The organism is Candidatus Poribacteria bacterium (assembly GCA_028820845.1).
GTDB lineage: Bacteria > Poribacteria > WGA-4E > WGA-4E > WGA-3G > WGA-3G.
Window position 1 is genome coordinate 85574 of the sequence record JAPPII010000037.1, and the last position, 17007, is coordinate 102580.

At 46.5% G+C, this 17007-nt stretch carries 13 protein-coding genes; 11 read left to right on the forward strand and 2 right to left on the reverse strand.

All coding sequences use genetic code 11. From position 1 onward, the window contains the following. Positions 1-52: 52 nt before the first annotated feature. From OXN25_09480 to OXN25_09510, 7 genes are all read left to right on the forward strand, one after another. Complete coding sequence (locus tag OXN25_09480) at positions 53-715, forward strand: protein-L-isoaspartate(D-aspartate) O-methyltransferase (protein ID MDE0425087.1); 663 nt, start codon at positions 53-55, stop codon at positions 713-715. 107 nt (positions 716-822) lie between these two features. Further along, complete coding sequence (locus OXN25_09485; protein MDE0425088.1) at positions 823-1770, forward strand: hypothetical protein; 948 nt, start codon at positions 823-825, stop codon at positions 1768-1770. A gap of 16 nt (positions 1771-1786) precedes the next feature. After that, the gene (locus OXN25_09490) at positions 1787-3148 is read left to right on the forward strand and encodes a hypothetical protein (protein ID MDE0425089.1); all 1362 of its coding nucleotides are present in this window, start codon (positions 1787-1789) and stop codon (positions 3146-3148) included. A 331-nt stretch (positions 3149-3479) separates the two neighbouring features. Then, positions 3480-4577, forward strand: coding sequence for a YCF48-related protein (locus OXN25_09495; GenBank protein ID MDE0425090.1), 1098 nt, complete (start codon positions 3480-3482; stop codon positions 4575-4577). A 176-nt stretch (positions 4578-4753) separates the two neighbouring features. Further along, positions 4754-5899 carry a pyridoxal phosphate-dependent aminotransferase gene (locus tag OXN25_09500; protein ID MDE0425091.1) on the forward strand — a complete coding sequence of 382 codons (1146 nt, stop codon included), beginning with the start codon at positions 4754-4756 and terminating at the stop codon, positions 5897-5899. Positions 5900-5942: 43 nt separating this feature from the next. Continuing rightward, positions 5943-6896, forward strand: a complete 954-nt coding sequence (gene thrB, locus OXN25_09505; protein MDE0425092.1) for a homoserine kinase — start codon at positions 5943-5945, stop codon at positions 6894-6896. Between the two features lie 132 nt (positions 6897-7028). Then, positions 7029-9899 (forward strand): cation transporting ATPase C-terminal domain-containing protein, encoded by a 2871-nt coding sequence (locus OXN25_09510; GenBank protein MDE0425093.1) that lies wholly within the window; start codon positions 7029-7031, stop codon positions 9897-9899. Positions 9900-9931: 32 nt separating this feature from the next. Here OXN25_09510 and OXN25_09515 read toward each other — a convergent pair whose 3' ends face one another. Then, a complete protein-coding gene (locus OXN25_09515; GenBank protein ID MDE0425094.1) occupies positions 9932-11911 on the reverse strand; it encodes a hypothetical protein in 1980 nt (659 codons plus the stop codon). Positions 11912-12234: 323 nt separating this feature from the next. Here OXN25_09515 and uppS point away from each other — a divergent pair, with 323 nt between their 5' ends. Genes uppS through rsgA form a run of 4 tightly spaced genes read left to right on the forward strand, consistent with a single transcriptional unit; the run spans position 12235 to position 15987 of the window. After that, on the forward strand, positions 12235-13038 hold the full coding sequence (gene uppS / locus OXN25_09520; protein MDE0425095.1) for a polyprenyl diphosphate synthase: 804 nt from the start codon (positions 12235-12237) through the stop codon (positions 13036-13038). 22 nt (positions 13039-13060) lie between these two features. Continuing rightward, positions 13061-14194, forward strand: a complete 1134-nt coding sequence (locus tag OXN25_09525) for a trypsin-like peptidase domain-containing protein (GenBank protein MDE0425096.1) — start codon at positions 13061-13063, stop codon at positions 14192-14194. 24 nt (positions 14195-14218) lie between these two features. Then, the gene (locus tag OXN25_09530) at positions 14219-14986 is read left to right on the forward strand and encodes a sugar phosphate isomerase/epimerase (protein ID MDE0425097.1); all 768 of its coding nucleotides are present in this window, start codon (positions 14219-14221) and stop codon (positions 14984-14986) included. Between the two features lie 44 nt (positions 14987-15030). Further along, positions 15031-15987, forward strand: coding sequence for a ribosome small subunit-dependent GTPase A (gene rsgA / locus OXN25_09535; protein MDE0425098.1), 957 nt, complete (start codon positions 15031-15033; stop codon positions 15985-15987). On the opposite strand, the gene OXN25_09540 is transcribed toward rsgA, so the two are convergent. Continuing rightward, positions 15984-16673 carry a sugar phosphate nucleotidyltransferase gene (locus OXN25_09540; protein MDE0425099.1) on the reverse strand — a complete coding sequence of 230 codons (690 nt, stop codon included), beginning with the start codon at positions 16671-16673 and terminating at the stop codon, positions 15984-15986. The two genes, rsgA and OXN25_09540, sit on opposite strands and share 4 nt — an antisense overlap. Between the last annotated feature and the right edge of the window lie 334 nt (positions 16674-17007).

Sequence of the window (17007 nt, forward strand, 5' to 3'; positions counted from 1 at the left end):
ATTTCCGTATGATCATCAAAGGAAAAAATGATGTCCGGGAGTTAACATTAAAATGCTACTTGCTAAAAACTATGAGACCCTACGCAAGAAGATGGTTAAGGATCAAATCGAAGCTCGTGGCATCCGCGATCCGAGAACACTCGCTGTCATGCAAAAGGTAGAACGGCACCTGTTCGTAAAGCCAGAATATCTCAACATAGCGTATCGGGACGGTCCGCTCCCCATCCATTGCCAACAAACAGTTTCGCAACCGTATATCGTTGCATTAATGACGGACCTGCTAAGACTCACCCCGACTTCAAAAGTACTTGAAATTGGAACGGGATGTGGCTATCAAACAGCTATCTTAGCAGAATTGGCAGGGGCAGTCTACTCAGTCGAAATTCTGCCGACACTCGCCAAAAGCGCGAAGGCTCGGTTAGAACGTCTCAACTACCGGAATATATCCTTCAAAGAAGGCAATGGTCATCACGGTTGGCAGGAATATGCGCCTTATGATGCCGTGCTTGTGGCAGCCGCGCCTAAGGTCGTCCCAGAGCACTTGGTTCAGCAACTCGGCGAAGGCGGAAGAATGGTTATTCCAGTCGGTGATAGTGAGCAAAATCTCCTTTTAATTCAGAAGAAGCCCCAAATTGAAGAGGGTTCCGAGCCGTTTCTGGAAACGACAGAGGTTACAGGGGTCAGTTTCGTGCCGATGACAGGATCACCGAATTAAGTTTTTAACTGAAGATTCAGAGAAATATCAGCAACTCACAAAGTAGACCTACCGAGTATGAGACCCACAAACGCATAAAATAAATATTGCTAAAAGGAAACAATAGATTGAAACACACACGCCATATAATTCTACTGATAGCCCTATTTTTCCCGACGACTGCATCCGCGACATTTAACGATATTGGCGTTGGGGCAAGACCGCTGGGTTTAGGTGGTGCCTTCGTTGCGCTCGCCGACGATAGCAACGCCGCAAGTTACAACGCTGCAGGATTAGGCTATATCGATGCAATCCAGATTGGTGCCACGCGGGCACAACGCTTCAATGGACTCATCACCTATAACAGTGTCAGCGGTATTATTCCGTTCGGGAGAATAGGTTCACTTGGCGCGAGTCTCGGCATCCTCGCAGAAGACTCCGAAATCTATCAGGAACAAGTGGTGCGTATCTCCTATGGAAATGCGCTCTTCAAACAGTTGGCAATCGGGGCAAACTTTAAATTTCTTGGTACCTCTTTCGACGCAGCAAACGAATTTGTCGCTGAGAACCCGTACTTTGCGCAGACCTCCAGTTCCGCTATTTCATTCGATCTCGGCGTGATTACCAAACCGTTCCAGAGTCTGAGCCTTGGAGCGTCTGTTGAGAATTTACTCCCTGCAAACATGAGTATCTCTGATACACACACAGACGCAGTGCCGCTGAATATCCGTGCCGGTTTGGTATATAGACTTGCCTCTATAGCAGAAATGAGCGCGCAAGGTGAAGCGGTTAGTAACTTTCTAAAAGGAAGTTTAGGAACAGTGGAGATTGCATCCCGTAACGGTGAAATTTATATCCGAACAGGCATAGAAATTTGGCTTAACACAGCTATTGCTATCCGCGGTGGATACGGGGCAAAAAATGGAGCAAGCACTGCAACAACCCTCAACTTCGGCGGAAGTGCCAAAATCCCGATTAGTAACACGAACCTCCAACTCGACTACGGAATCCAACTACTGAGTGGGGATTTCGAAAATAATACGACACAGCGATTCTCGCTCAACCTGATACTTTAAGAAAAGAGTTTCTCCAATGAAAAACACAGCGATTATTTTAATACTTACTGTTGGTGTATTTGTTCCGATAATCAGTCATGGTGCGGTTACTTCCGTAGGCGAGATAAACGTCCAAGGCGAAACGAAAGGCGTTGTCCCCGCCAGTTCAACGGTGCCACTCATTGTAACGCTCGTTGTTGACCGATCATTAGCAGAGCCCGGTGAGGAAATTAAGACGATTGAAGTCATAATGCCGCCTGGATTTTCGACGCGATCCTCCGATTTCAAAGGCATCAAACGCGACGGGAATCCCATTGTCGCGCGAGCCGTCGTCTCCGGCGGAACCATTCTACGCGTCGAGTTAGCAGATGCCGTCGTCGACTTTCAAAATTCCATATATGAAATTACATTTGACGCTCGAACCCCAAACACGGTTATATTAGAGTCAGTTTTTAGAACACGGCTCCGCAACCTCCAAGACGGCCCCATCGGCGAATTTATCCGATCTGGACAGGCGGATGGCAAACTCAACAACGACGATTTTACTTTAGAGGTCATCCCGAACATACCCCCTGATCCGGTTATAGGTTTCACGGCTGAAGCCGACGGAACTGGTGAAAACGATGTGACACTCCGTTGGCAGAAATCAGAAGACCTCGATGTTAGCGGCTATCTCATCTATAGGAATAAGGAAGCACCAATCAATGTTGAAAACCGTTCATCAACGACGTTCCGAGAGATAAATGTGCCACCGGGAAGTCATACGTATCAGATAACCGCTTACAAGACGCTCTTCTTACAATCAGAACGCTCTGCGATTCAAACAGTTGAAGTATCTGTCGACACAGCTGCACCGGAGCCTCCGATGATGCTGAGTATCATCACTTCAAGTGATGGGGTCGAAGTTCTCTGGAAACCAAGCAGTAGTCGCGACGTAATAAAATATCAAATTTTTGAGGGGGATACCCAACTCGGAGAAATAAGCGAGTCAAAAACAGAATACAAATTTATTGATAGACGCCGTTTAACTACAGGTAGTTTTACCTATGCCGTTATTGCCTTTGATGAAGCAGATAACAAATCCGAAAAGATAGAGAAAAGGCTTCGCATACTTGACGAACCCTATCCAAATCCATTCACGCCGCTTTCTCCAAGTGAAGATTTCAATCAGGTTGTGTTCCCTGCACGGACACTTGAAGACGCTTCGGGTGAATTTTCAGTACTTATCTATGACATCGACGGAATGCGCGTCAAAACCTTAACCGCACTGCCCGGAGAAACAGAGTTGACGTGGGATGGGCGCGATGAAGCCGGTGAGATTGTAGAAAGTGGCGTTTATGTCTACCAACTTCAAGTAGGGGAGAGTTTTAAGACTGGCACTTTGATTGTTGCCAAATAGATGACAATTCGTAGGTGGCAATAATGCCAAGGTGTGCTTACGCATATTGCGGAATCCGTTTCAGCGCAGTACATAAGCAGAGACGCAACGGGCACGACACGAAAAAATGTCTTGACTTAATTCTTCCTTCAGAGTTATATTATAAAAACGACTTTTGTCGACGTAGTATGCCTTTCTGATTGGCGTTTAGACGCTAATTTCTGGAGGGATTCAAAGTCACATCTGATTCACATCCCTCACACTCAAGGCGCGCTGCTAACACAACACTCTCAGTGTGCCTCACGAACTGAAAACTTGTTACAGAAAATTAGAATAAAGGAGAAGGATAAAGATGAATAAATTGAAGTCACACGGACAATGTAAAGCAAAGACAAATTTTGTCCGTGTGGACAAAATTTGTCTCAGGCAGGAAAGTTTAAAACTTACATTGCATTTAGCGATTCTCGTAACAGTGGCAATCGCCTGTTCTGTTTTTGTTGCTTTACCGACGGCGGAAGGATGGACAGTCGTGCAAGAACGCGACCCAAACGTTCGGGATTACATGTCTATCACTTTCACAAGCAAAAATACCGGCTGGGTAGTGGGTGCAGCGTCGTTTGAGGATTTTGAAAATCCGGGCTTCATCGGTTACACGACAGACGGTGGTGCATCCTGGCAAAAATCGGAAGTTCAAATCCCTGCCGATTTAGCTGAGGTCTACTTTTTAGACGATAAACATGGTTGGGCAGTTGGTGCGAATGGCACGATTGTAGCAACTGATAACGGTCAAGACTGGGAATTACAAACCAGCAAAGTTGGCAACGGACTTAAGGGCATCTATTTCGTAAATAAAGATGTCGGCCTCGCCGTAGGAGAGAGCGATACAATCCTCTCCACGAAAAACGGTGGACGCTCTTGGAAGGTGCTTCAAGGTGGCCAACTCGGTGCTGTTGGCGACGACGATGCGAATATGTACAACGCTGTCCAGTTCCTTGACGAAGAGACGGGTTGGCTTGCGGGGGTTCGCGTGAGCCCGAGCACACAGGGACAGAGTGCCTTAATTCAAAAAACCACGGACGGAGGACAGAGTTGGGTTACGCAAGAGACTGGTAAAGAAGACATTCTCGAAGACCTCTTTTTCCTTAACGCTTCAATGGGTTGGGCAGTCGGTGAAAATGGTGTAATCCTTCATACCAATAACGGTGGCGAAAGCTGGACAGAGCAAGCCAGTGGCACACAAGAAACACTACGAAGTGTTGGGTTTGCGGACGAGAATAACGGCTGGGCTATCGGTGGTGACTTTGGGGTCGGTGCCATTCTACATACCACTGATGGTGGCACAACCTGGGAGCTTGAAGATTCTACGGAGAAATTAGTTAAAGTTTTCGTGCTTGATGGAAAAAATGTGTGGTTAGCAAGTTCCACGGGAGCCGTCATGCGCGCAGAATAAAAGGAAACATAAGGGAGTAGCAGCAATTCCGAATACGGCTACTCCCTACGTCCATATTTTACATCAAGACAATGTTGTAGGGCAATGGGAACGTCTCCCTGCCACACAACCCTGAACAAATCGTTTTTTGTGGAATCGGAGGTATAATTTTGGAAATATCCACGTTCGCGGCGCGAATGGATCGATTGGGGACAGAATCGGCATTTGAAGTGCTTGCGAAAGCGAAACAATTAGAGGCACAAGGTAGAAACATCATCCATTTAGAAATAGGGCAACCGGATTTCCCAACACCGATTAATATTATTGAGGCAGCATATAAAGCAATGAAGGACGGACATACCGGCTACTGTCCATCCGCTGGCGTGCCGGAGTTTCGTGAAGTTGTCGCGCACCACATAACGGAGACGCGCGGGATCAGCGTCCACCCAGATGAGGTCACCGTGACACCCGGTGCGAAGCCAATTATTTTCTTTACTATCTTGGCTCTAATCGATGATGGTGACGAAGTGATTTATCCCGAACCCGGTTTTCCGGTCTATGAATCAGTTATCGACTTCATCGGTGGAAAAGCCGTTCCGCTGCCCCTTCGCGAAGAGGTAGATTTCCGATTCCGGCTCGAAGATCTCGTTGATTCAATCTCTGACCGAACGAAGCTGCTTATTCTCAACTCACCGCAAAACCCGACAGGCGGGACCCTAACGCCAGAAGACCTCAAAGCAATCGCTGAACTGGCACAGAAACACAACTTTTATGTGCTGACAGATGAAGTGTACTCTCGCATCCTCTACGAAGGCAAACATCATAGTGTCATCAACCTCCCCGGTATGAAAGAACGAACAATTCTCATCGAGGGACATTCTAAAACCTACGCAATGACAGGGTGGCGACTCGGATACGGTATTGCCCCACAAGAAATCGCAGACAAGATTACACAGCTCACAATCAATTCTAATTCTTGTACTGCGACTTTCACACAAATCGCTGGAATAGAAGCATTGACAGGTCAGCAAACCTCTGTTACAGAGATGGTAGACGAGTTTCAGAAACGCCGTGATGCGATTGTGGGTGGACTCAATGCTATTGAAGGCGTGAGCTGTATCAAACCGCTCGGTGCCTTCTATGTGTTTCCCAACGTCACGCAACTCCCTCTCTCGTGTGAAGCACTCGCTGATTATCTGATGAATGAGGCAGACATCGCGCTATTGCCCGGTACCTCCTTCGGCAAATACGGTGACGGTTACCTCCGACTCTCGTATGCTAATTCATTGGAAAATATCCAAGAGGCATTAGGCAGAATGGAAACTGCAATCATGAAATTGTAGACCTGACGGTTTCCGATAGCCATTAATAATAGGAATTTCTTGTATGCCTCAAACTTTCAATAGTGCGTTAAACGAGAAAGTCACCGCTCGTATCCCAGCAAGCACGACGAATTTGGGTCCTGGCTTTGATGTCTTAGGACTCGCTTTACAACTCTACAGCACAGTCACATTGGAACCATCCGACACCGCAACCGAAGTCGTTGTAAGCGGCGTAGATGCCGATAAGATACCGAATACGCCAGAACATGTAGCGTTTCAAGCAGTCGAATTAGTTTTCAAGCGAAGCGGAACAAAACGTCCCAACGGTTTTAAACTACGCATTGACAATGGAATACCTGCAATCCGTGGGTTAGGTGGCAGTGGTACAGCCATTCTTGGTGGATTGTTAACAGCGAACATCTTATGTGGGCTGCCATTTTCTGATGCCGAACTTCTCAACTTCGCGACAGAGATGGAAGGACACCCAGATAATGTGGCGGCCTCACTATACGGTGGTATTGTCGTTTCAGCACAAGAAGATGGACATGTGCATACCATTCGGCTGACGTTTCCCCCGGAACTCTCCATTGTGCTTGCAATCCCGAATTTTCCGCTTTCAACCAAACAAGCGCGAGAAGTTCTACCAAAATCGGTTGATTTCGCGGACGCAATCTACAATACGAGTCGTAGCACATTACTAATTGCCAGTATTGCGACGGGGCAATTTGAGATGTTGAAAGTAGCCATGAAGGATAAGCTGCACCAACCATACCGCACCTCACTAATTCCTGGATTTAACGATGTCGCTGAAGCTGCTATTGCTAATGGCGCACTCAGTGTTGCGCTGAGTGGTGCGGGACCGACTGTAGCTGCCTATTGTCTGGAACACGCCGAACAGGTCGCGAAACAGATGCAAACTGCCTTCAATAAACATCAGATCGCTTGTGATATTAAGATTCTGAAAGCAGATGCTGCCGGAGCGAATGTACAAACTGGTGCTCTCTGTCGGAGCGGATAGATAAGCGTAGAATTTCTCTTGGCAGGCATTTTTGGTTTAAAGATATCAAAAAATGAGAATTGCCGACTTCGCAATTCTATAAATGATAGGAGTTTTCCGAATTTCTAAACGCCTGACACCCATAAAAACACGATGTCCAATTTTCATACGGAAAACATTGCATCCATATTGAATAAATTCAATGCCAACATGGACCAGGGGTTGAGTACAGATGCTTTTCAAGCAGCGAAAGCACAGTACGGCAAGAACGAGCTGGATCCAGTGGAAACTGCCTTTTCGCTTAAGACGTTTTTAGGACCCCTCTTCACATGGCGCATTCTCATCTTGACGTTAGCAACACTCACTCTAATCGTCTGCTTTGCTAATGGGGCAAGCGGCATCAGTCTCCACACAATAGGCCTCGTTGGCACTGTTTTGGCTATGCATATCGGATGGGCATATCTGACAGATCACCGCAGCCAGAATCGTGATAACAATAGACATCAACTGATGGTACACAGTATCAAAGTTATCCGACAAGGGAAAATTGATCACTGTCCACCGGAAGACATCGTGCCGGGTGATCTACTTCCTTTTAGTCCTGGTGACTATGTTCCAGCTGATGCGAGAATTATTGAATCTGAAGGTCTAATGATTGACGAATCAGCACTCTTTGGGACTGAGGAACCTATTGCGAAGACAAGCACAGATATTTCAGAGACAAATGTGCCACCACAACGACAAAAAAACATGGCATTTGCCGGGACGTATGTCACAGCCGGACACGGCTTTGCGATTGTCGTGCAGACCGGGAAAGACTTAGAAATCCGGAGGCAACGTCGCGATGTCCATGCGCCTGGCATCGCGAACACATTAGCCGAGAACGAGACCCAAAGTCTGCATACTGTCATAAAAGTGGCTGGCGTGATAGTTGCGGGTGTAGCTGTGGGTATCGCATGGTGGTTTGAATATCAGAATCAGTCAACTGATTGGTATGCCCTGATATATCTTGGCGTACTTTTTGTTCTTGCATCTGCTCCACATGACGTTATTTCGTTGCTCCGACTCTCATTTTCGCAACACACCCAAAAATTGCTGGAAAAAGGTGTTATTCTGCGACACTCACGGACGCTTGAAAAATTGAGCCGTATTACTGCCTTCTGTGCAAATGAAAACGGTCTCTCGACGACACGCGCGCTGACGATCTCCAACCTTTTCGTGGATGAACAACTCATTGATAGCAATACGTGGCAATCGTGGTTAGATTCCTTGCAAAATTTCACACCGAAAGAGCGACAAGAGACAATTGCGTCAATGCCGACGGGTGGAAAAATCCCACAAGGTGCTCCCCACTTGGTGTTCACAGCCGGTCTTGGCACTTCTAATGGACAGCAGTTAGATAATACCGAGATGTCGAATACGGAAGAAGACTGGTCAACAGAACAATCTGCTGGTGTATCCTCAGTACAAGCAGCTATCCAGAAAGCGATGGAACAACTCGGTTATCAACCAAATGCCTTGAGTGCCCAACTTCCGTTGGTAGATTCATATCCAGCCACACGCAACTACGGATATCAAACGCAAGTGTTTGAGTCGGGTCCAGAAAACTATCTCAACGTCATCTTCGGAGAGGGGCAAACGGTGCTTGATACCTGTGCTTATGTACTCATCGAAGGTGAAATTGTCCCGATGCAAGACGATCGTTACGAGAGGTACTGTGAGGTTATTGACTATCTACTTACCACCAGAGCCGAGATTTATGGTGTTGCCTTTCACTCTTCCGATGTCATTTTGAAACCACAAGAGGTAGAAGATAATGCGATCTTTTTAGGATTTATTGCCCTCTCCGTCAGCAGCGGTGAAGAAACAAAGGAGGTGCTGAAATCCAGCCTTGACACGGGACTCAAAGTAATCCTCATGGCTGAAAATAAGAAGCAGCAGACTATTGACTTCGCGAAGGATCTCGGGCTGATTCACAATCGAAAGTCTGTTGTATCAAGCGAAGAATTAGATGCCGTCCCACGTGAACAATTCGATGCCCAGGTCTCAAAATGGCTCGCTTACTCCGAACCGACATGGGAGCAACGTCGGAACATTGTTCTCAGTTTGAAACGTCAAGGACATTCTGTCGGGTTTTTGGGTGAAGACAGAAACGATTTGCGAGCAATGAACGTCTCAAATATCACCCTTGCAGATAGCAGTAAGGCACCCCACGTTGTACAAGCATTTGCCGACGGATTGATTGACAAAAAAGGTTTCCAAGCCGTAAGGGATGGATTGCTTTATGTACGCGAGGCATATCACAATATCGCAGGCTTTTTAAGGTGGAGTTTCTCGTGTACACTCTCCTTGCTGCTGACCCTTACTTTTGGAACAGTTTTACATTACCTCTATAAACTTCCTATGCCTTTGACGTTGACCCAGGTAATTTGGGTGCAATTTCTCTTAACCTTGCTGCCTTCATTAGGTGTCGGTACTGAAAAGATATTCGCCGATGAAAAACATCACCGTCCAACACTATTTTCAGGCTCACGCTTCTTCTCTAAAACAACGCCGGTGGATATCATTTGTCGTTCTGTAACCACCAGTCTAATGACGATTATTCCTTTTTTCTTTCTTCTTTGGCAGTCTCCGGCTCTATCCGATCCGCTTGGGGTCTCTACCTTACTGAGAGATGTATTCTCGATTTCAAATTCAACAGATCCAAACGCCTCAGACATTTCGGTAGCCCGAACCGTAGCATGCACCACACTGATTTTTACACAATTGACGACCTGCTGGCAAACGTTGCGGTATCCATGGGAATCACTTTTTCACAGGATGTTTGCGAACACACGGCTCCTCATTATGCTCCTCATCGTCATAGGGCTTCACCTGATTGCTGTCTACGTCGAACCTATCCGCGAATTTCTGGGGATGGCACATCTCAAATGGGAATGGCAATGGGCACTTCTGTTTAGTTTGACTTTGTTCTTCTTACCACTAAACTTAGCAATTAATGCAAATCCCGATGACGATTATTAGTGCTTGATACAATACATGTTAGCAGGCGGAAGTTAGACCCAAAATCCATAGGTAGGAATCCCCACAATAATCCCGAGGATCGTCCAAAGACTACCGATTGTAAACTCTCCCAAGATTAATCCTAAAAAGAACGGGGCTATTTTTCGATGCCTCACCACACCACCATACTGAAGAATAAGCCATTTGACTAACCAACTCATGAAAAGACAGCTCCATGTAACGTTCATGCCCCAACTCGTAGAGATAGCAAACCCAGCGGGGTGGAACGGCCACCAGACAAACCGCATCCTAAAAAACATTAGCACTGTCGTCAACAGAAAGCCGATTCCCATAAACCCACTTTCAGGTATAAGCGTTTCTTCGGGTGCCTGCATCCATCCTGAAAGACGGCGATACGGCTCTATGCCGAAAGCACTCAGAGAAGGCCAATAGGCGCGTACCTCCATGCCGAGTCGATAGCCACGGTCAATTAATGCCCAAAATCCTGCCAATGACCCTAAAACAGTTGCCAGAGTTAAGGCAAAGATGATGCGACGCATGGTCATGTTTGTACGCTCCATGATTTTGAAACCTTCCAACTGGTGCGGCATTGGATGGCTCCGATACGCACGATTGATGAACCAAAACATGGAGAACATAATAAGGTTGCCTCTCCCTAACCGGCGTGTGCCAACAGTTCGAGTCAATATTTCGTCTGGTCCCGAATAGTGTAAATCATGGACGGGCGTGCCTAACTCGGCGCGCATCCGAGTTATAGCGATAGAAATCATATAGTATATTACGAAAAATGCAAACATCACCCACAACTCTGCGCCGCCATAGTAACAGAAGACCACAAGAAACACCATCACCAAAATAAGACCGACTGTCGCGGCTCGGTAAGACATGGGTTCAGATGTATCCCGCTCCGAGGCGGTCCCCTCTGTATTTCCCCGTTGGGTATTCAGTCCGAGAACGGCTCTTGCGACGTGTAAAAGATGTCGCCGACTTGCCCAAAGTGCTAAAACACACAGCGCGAGATAACCGCCGGATGCCTGCTCACTCATGTATGGAAAGCGCGGCAGACTACGAAGTCCGAGAGCGGCACCGAGGACGCGCATAAATCGCCAATACCAGAAGAAAAACCAACATGAAAACGAAAGATCCAAGGGAATAAAGAAACCGAGTCCGATAGCAAATGGATAGAGTGAAAATGGGATTCTACCCATAGCATTCCAAGGACTCTCTGTAAAAATTTGAAAACTCCGCACACGCGTCCGGAGTTCAGGCAAAATTGGATACAGAAAGTTAATACCATTCCAGAGCGCGAGTGCCCCCGCAAGTCCAAAACCGAGCCACATCAATTTATTTTGAAAAAGGCTATTTTGTGGTGTTTCCGTCAACTGGAGTGGAAGCTGAATTATTGGATAACTGAGCTTTTCGTGTTCGATCCACTGTTTTCGGACAATTACGTTGATGCAAAGCATGCCAAAAATCAACACAGTAATAAAGGCTGTCCACCAGAGTACAGGGGTTGCCCATCCGAGTAATGTTCTCACCGTATAAAGGGGTAGTTCGCCTTCATAGTAGCCGTATAAAAGCGTTGTGTCACTAACGGTGAGCCACTGCGGGAGAAACGGGACAAACAGCTGCTGCCATTCATTTTCTGGCGTTGCAAAGCGGAAGGCATGTCCGAGCATTGGCACTAAAATTTCAAGCATATCGTGTCCAGCAATACCCGAAGCGATAGAAAGCATTAGGTAAACGACCACCAATTCGCTCTGTGCTAAGGTCAAGCTTGGCAGGAAACGCCGTAACAATTGGTTCACACCGATTATCACGAAGAGACTAAAGATTACATTAAAAAAGAGGGAAATCGTCACAGGATGTCCTGAATACCGGATAACTTCCATCTCAATAATCCAATAGCAGTTAATCGGTATTAGGATAACAGCAATAAGTATAGATTTGAGTGTGACACCGTGGGCAGGAACTTGGGATGCTACTAACGAACGGGAAGTTTCAACTTCCATATAGAATACGGCTCCAGTGAATGCGAAATGATTTTGACCCGTTCAATGGGTGGTGGTAGGCGTGGTTTGTTTAAGGGTACGTTCTACAGTGGTCTCTATGCACATTTTAGACAAATTTATCACACGCGCCACAACCTGTCAACCCTTTAAAGTTGTTAACCAGAACAATGTCGTGAAGTTATGAAAAAGTAGCAATCTGAAGGAGCTGCTGTGGAGCAAAATAGACTTTTTTTTATAATTTCCTCATGTTATAATAGAATTTGTAAAACCGGCTTGCAAGGTGCCCTAATCTGCAACTTGTCCCAACAAATCAGGATCCGAATATGAATCCATTCCACGCCATCAAAAACCGAATCGAAAGATTTTTCTACAACGCTTATCAAAAGCGTCTGGAATCTGAAGCGAATAAATGGAAGATTCCACGTCACATCGGGGTAATCCTTGATGGAAATCGCCGTTACGCCAAAGCGAGTGGACTTGATAATATCATCAAAGGACACCATGAAGGTGCGAATAAGTTGGAAGAGGTGCTTCATTGGTGTGACGAATTAGGCGTTGAGATCTTCTCAATCTGGATTTTCTCGCTTGACAACTTTAAACGCGCATCGCACGAAGTCGAAGGCATTCTCGGACTGATTGAAGGAAAAATGCGCGAACTCGTCACAATCGAAGGACTCCATGCGAATCAGATCAAAGTCCGGGCAATGGGACAAATAGAGTTACTTCCACCGAGTCTTCAAGAAGCGATTCGTCACGCAGAGGAAGCAACTCAAAATTACGACAAGTTCATCCTAAATGTCGCTGTCGCTTATGGTGGCCGCGAAGAAATTATAGAGGCTTTTCGAGGACATCTGAAAGCCGAAAGTGAAAGCGGAAAAACAGTTCGCCAAATTGCGGACGAACTCACTGTGGACAAGATAACGCCCTATTTATACACCTCAAACCTCCCCGACCCCGAATTAATCATTCGCACCAGTGGAGAGGTACGACTATCGGGATTTTTGCTTTGGCAAAGCGTTTATTCAGAATTTTATTTTTGCGACACGTACTGGCCCTCGTTTCGGAAGATCGACTTCCTACGCGCCTTGCGCGCCTATAGTCAACGCAAGCGCAGATTCGGGAAATAGGGAGGACAACATGAGAGACATTATGCAAAACCGAAGAAAAAAAATAAGCTACTTTATCGGCTTAATACTGTTACTATGCTGCGAAACCATCGCGATAAATGCCCAGACCCGCGAGGAAATCGCACAAAACGCTTTGCGTTCCACAGTCGTTTTGAACATGGAATCCAAGGGGAGCAATAACTCCCAAGGCAGCGGATTCTTGATTACAGATAACTTGGTTGTAACGAACTATCATGTGATTGAAAATGCAACGAAAGGCATCACCAAACTTGCAGGCACTGAACGAGCATACGATGTTGATGGCTACGTTGCAATTGACAAGGATCGCGACCTCGCTATACTCATGGTATCAAACTTATTCGCACCACCCTTGCCACTTGGCGATAGCGATACTATTCAAATCGGTGAAATTGTCTATACGGTAGGGAATCCGCGCGGATTAGAAGGGACTTTCTCTGATGGTATCATCAGTAATATCCAACCTGATGGAAATTCAGGCATACGCGGTAAAGTCATCCAGATCACCGCTCCCATTTCCGAAGGCAGCAGTGGCGGCGCGGTACTAAACAGTCAAGGAGAAGTTATCGGGGTCGCCGCGAGTACCCGAAAGGATGGGCAAAACCTCAATTTCGCTATCCCTGTCAACGCCCTTAAGGAATTATGGGCTCAAGCCGGCCCTGTAAGACCACTCACGGCAGAAGGCAGCACTACAACTGCCGGAAACAGTGTGCTCTCAAAGCTGCTAAATCTGATTATCTTGAGCATCACGGTTTTCGGAGTCGTCTATTTCTTACCAATCGTGAAAGTTGATGGGTGGCAAACAGCAGCGGGGATCGCAGTCGGCATGGGGGTTCTAAAAGTCATAGGCATCGGAATTCTCACAAACCCAGCACTACCCCAAGGGATAGAACTCTTGATGACAGCACCGCCGCCTGACGATATTGTTCATGCCTTAGATTGTGTCAACTGTTTTCCAAAACTATTGTTCTATCTGGCGAAACCGCCCACTTACATTACGATCGCCGCTTTTCTACTCGCAATCGCTAACAAGGTAACCCCCAGATTTGAACTTAACGGGTTTTTTAATACATACTTGATAGCATTGGTAATTGTTGTCATTGAAAATGTTTTGCATGCTTTCATTCCGAGGCTTTAGCACACAGATAAGGAGACAGCACTGATGAGATTTGGGGTCTGTACAGGTTTAGAGAATGTTAATCGACTTGCAGAAGTTGGGTATGACTATATCGAATTAGGTGTTCAAACGGCGTTAATACCTGAAGCGAATGAAGCCGAATTTCAAAAGATTCGTGAGCAGGCAGCGAACGCACCCTTGAAGCCAGAATCGTACGCAGGATTCATCCCAGGGAATCTGCGGGTGGTAGGCGATACGGTGGATTTTCCCCGTCTGTCCCGCTATGTGGAAACCGCCTGTCGTAGAGCCAATGAGATTGGAGGCGAGATTATCGTCTACGGAAGTAGCGGTTCCCGGAATATAGCGGAAGGCTATTCACGCGAACGGGGGTTAGCGCAAATCGCTGAATTCCTCGATATGGCGGCAGACCACGCCGAAGCGCACAACATGATTATTGTCATCGAGCCAATTTGCCAGCGCGAGGGTAATATCCTCAAAACAGTCGCAGACGGACTCGCTATGGCAAAACGGGTCAATCGCAAAGGTATCAGAGCACTGGCGGATCTCTATCACATCTGGCAGGAAGAAGAACCGATGCAAAACATCGTTGATGCTGCCGAATGGCTTGCGCATGTCCATATTGCAGAACCTGTCAAACGTTCTTACCCGGGAAATGACGATTTTGACTTTACGGACTTCTTCGCGGCACTACGAGAAGCCGGATATGATGGTCGCGTCTCGTGTGAGTGTAAGTTTGACAACTTTGACGAAGATATTGAGGTAGCTTTGAAAACCATGAAGGCTTATATCTAAAAGATTTCTAATTGTAGTATCAACCTCTTCCACGCTTTTAGGGGGTGGAATTTATCCTTACACACGAACAAGGCAGAGTTATCCGAGCACGAACAGGATTTTATGATGTCCAACATGGGGATCTTATCCTGCGATGCACACTCCGCGGCACCCTCAAACGGAAACGTCGTTCCGAAACTGGACGTAGATTATACGCCGACCCGGTTGCTGTCGGTGACAGGGTTGTTTTCACGCAACTTGATGAAGAGGAAGGCGTGGTAGAGGATATTCTGCCTCGCGAGACGAAATTCTCGCGGCAATACGCAGGCAAACACGGGGACATCGAACAGGTTATCGTTGCCAATGCCCACCAAATCGTGGCTGTTGTTTCAACCCTAATGCCACCGCTTAATTTCAGGACCCTCGACAGATTCCTAATTTTAGCGGAGGCAGGCGACATGGAAGCGGTTATATGTCTGAACAAGATGGATTTAGTGGATGCAACGCAACGAGAAGAATTCTCCGATGCTTTTACCAATTACGAGAAATTGGGATACCGGGTACTCTATACCAGCATCAATGACCTTGAGAGTCTCAAACCGCTTCGGCATGTGCTACAGGATAAATTTAGTGTGATCGTCGGGGCATCTGGTGTCGGGAAGTCGAGCCTCTTGAACACATTACAACCCAACTTAGGGCTACGCGTCGGTGAAGTCGGGGTTAAAACACAGAAGGGTCGGCATACAACAACGCTTGTGGAACTTTTTTCTTTTGACTTCGGCGGCGAAGTTGCGGATACACCCGGTATCCGAGAGGTCGGATTGTGGGGTGTTGACACTGAAAATTTAGAATACTATTTCCCGGAGATGGAACCTTATCTCGGTAATTGCAAATATAACGATTGTGCTCACGTCGCGGAACCCGATTGTGCCGTCCAAGATGCAGTTGAAATTGGCGAGATACACGCTGAACGGTATCGGAGCTACGTTGTGTTGCGCACAGGAGATATGACAGAGATCTAAAACGACGAAAAATGTTCACGCGCATAAGCCAACCGTTCTGGCACACCGATATCAATCCAATCTGCATCTGTCTGTAATGCATAAAGATTAGAAACAGACGGAAAAACGTCCCGCTCCAGCGAAAAGACCTCTTGTCCCTTCGGAAAGGTGTTAGCAATACTTTGATTGAAGAGATATATTGCCCCGTTGACATATCCGGGGCGATAGGTAGGTTGTTTCTCGCGGAAGGCTGTAATTTTCCCATTACTGTCTGTTACGATCTCGCCGTACGGACGAATATCGGGAACGTGTACACTCAGCAGCACACCAGTCACTTCTTCACAAAACCGAGCTAACATCTCTCGGAGTGAAAAGTTTGCGAGTAGAATATCGCCGTTCAGCACAAAAAAAGGCGATGTATTAACCTGCTTCATGGCGTTTTGAACTGCGCCGCCAGTGCCGAGTCGCCTCTCCTCTTTGGCATAGTGGATACGCATACCAGCATAAGTTTCACCGACGCGTTCATAAAGCACATCGTGCAGATGTCCGGATGCAAGGACGACCTCGGTAACACCGGCTTCCTTCAACAACTGGATTTGCCACTCCAAAACTGTTTTTCCATTGATTTTTAATAAGATTTTCGGGAGTGTTTTTACGGTCTCACCGAGCCGCGTCGCGAGACCCCCGCATAGAATGATAGCTTGCACTTTTACATGTCCTCAATTAGAGAATACATCCTGATAAAATTATACACAGCACCAATTCACAATTATGGATAGATATTTGGTTTTATGTAGGATACCGATTTTTGATTTTCCATCTATCAATTGTCTTCGTAGCCTTTTTGATATACTTGATTCTATACTTCTTTAAGCACTCATTCAGTTCAGTTTTCAGTTTGAATGAATCAGAAACAATTATAGGTTCATCATTATTTCTACTAAACCTAACATGTTTTATATTTTAACTTTATATCTTAGCACAACATTTTCTAATAGTGGGCACAAGGAAGCTGCTTGCCAGAGCCGGGAAACTAACTGC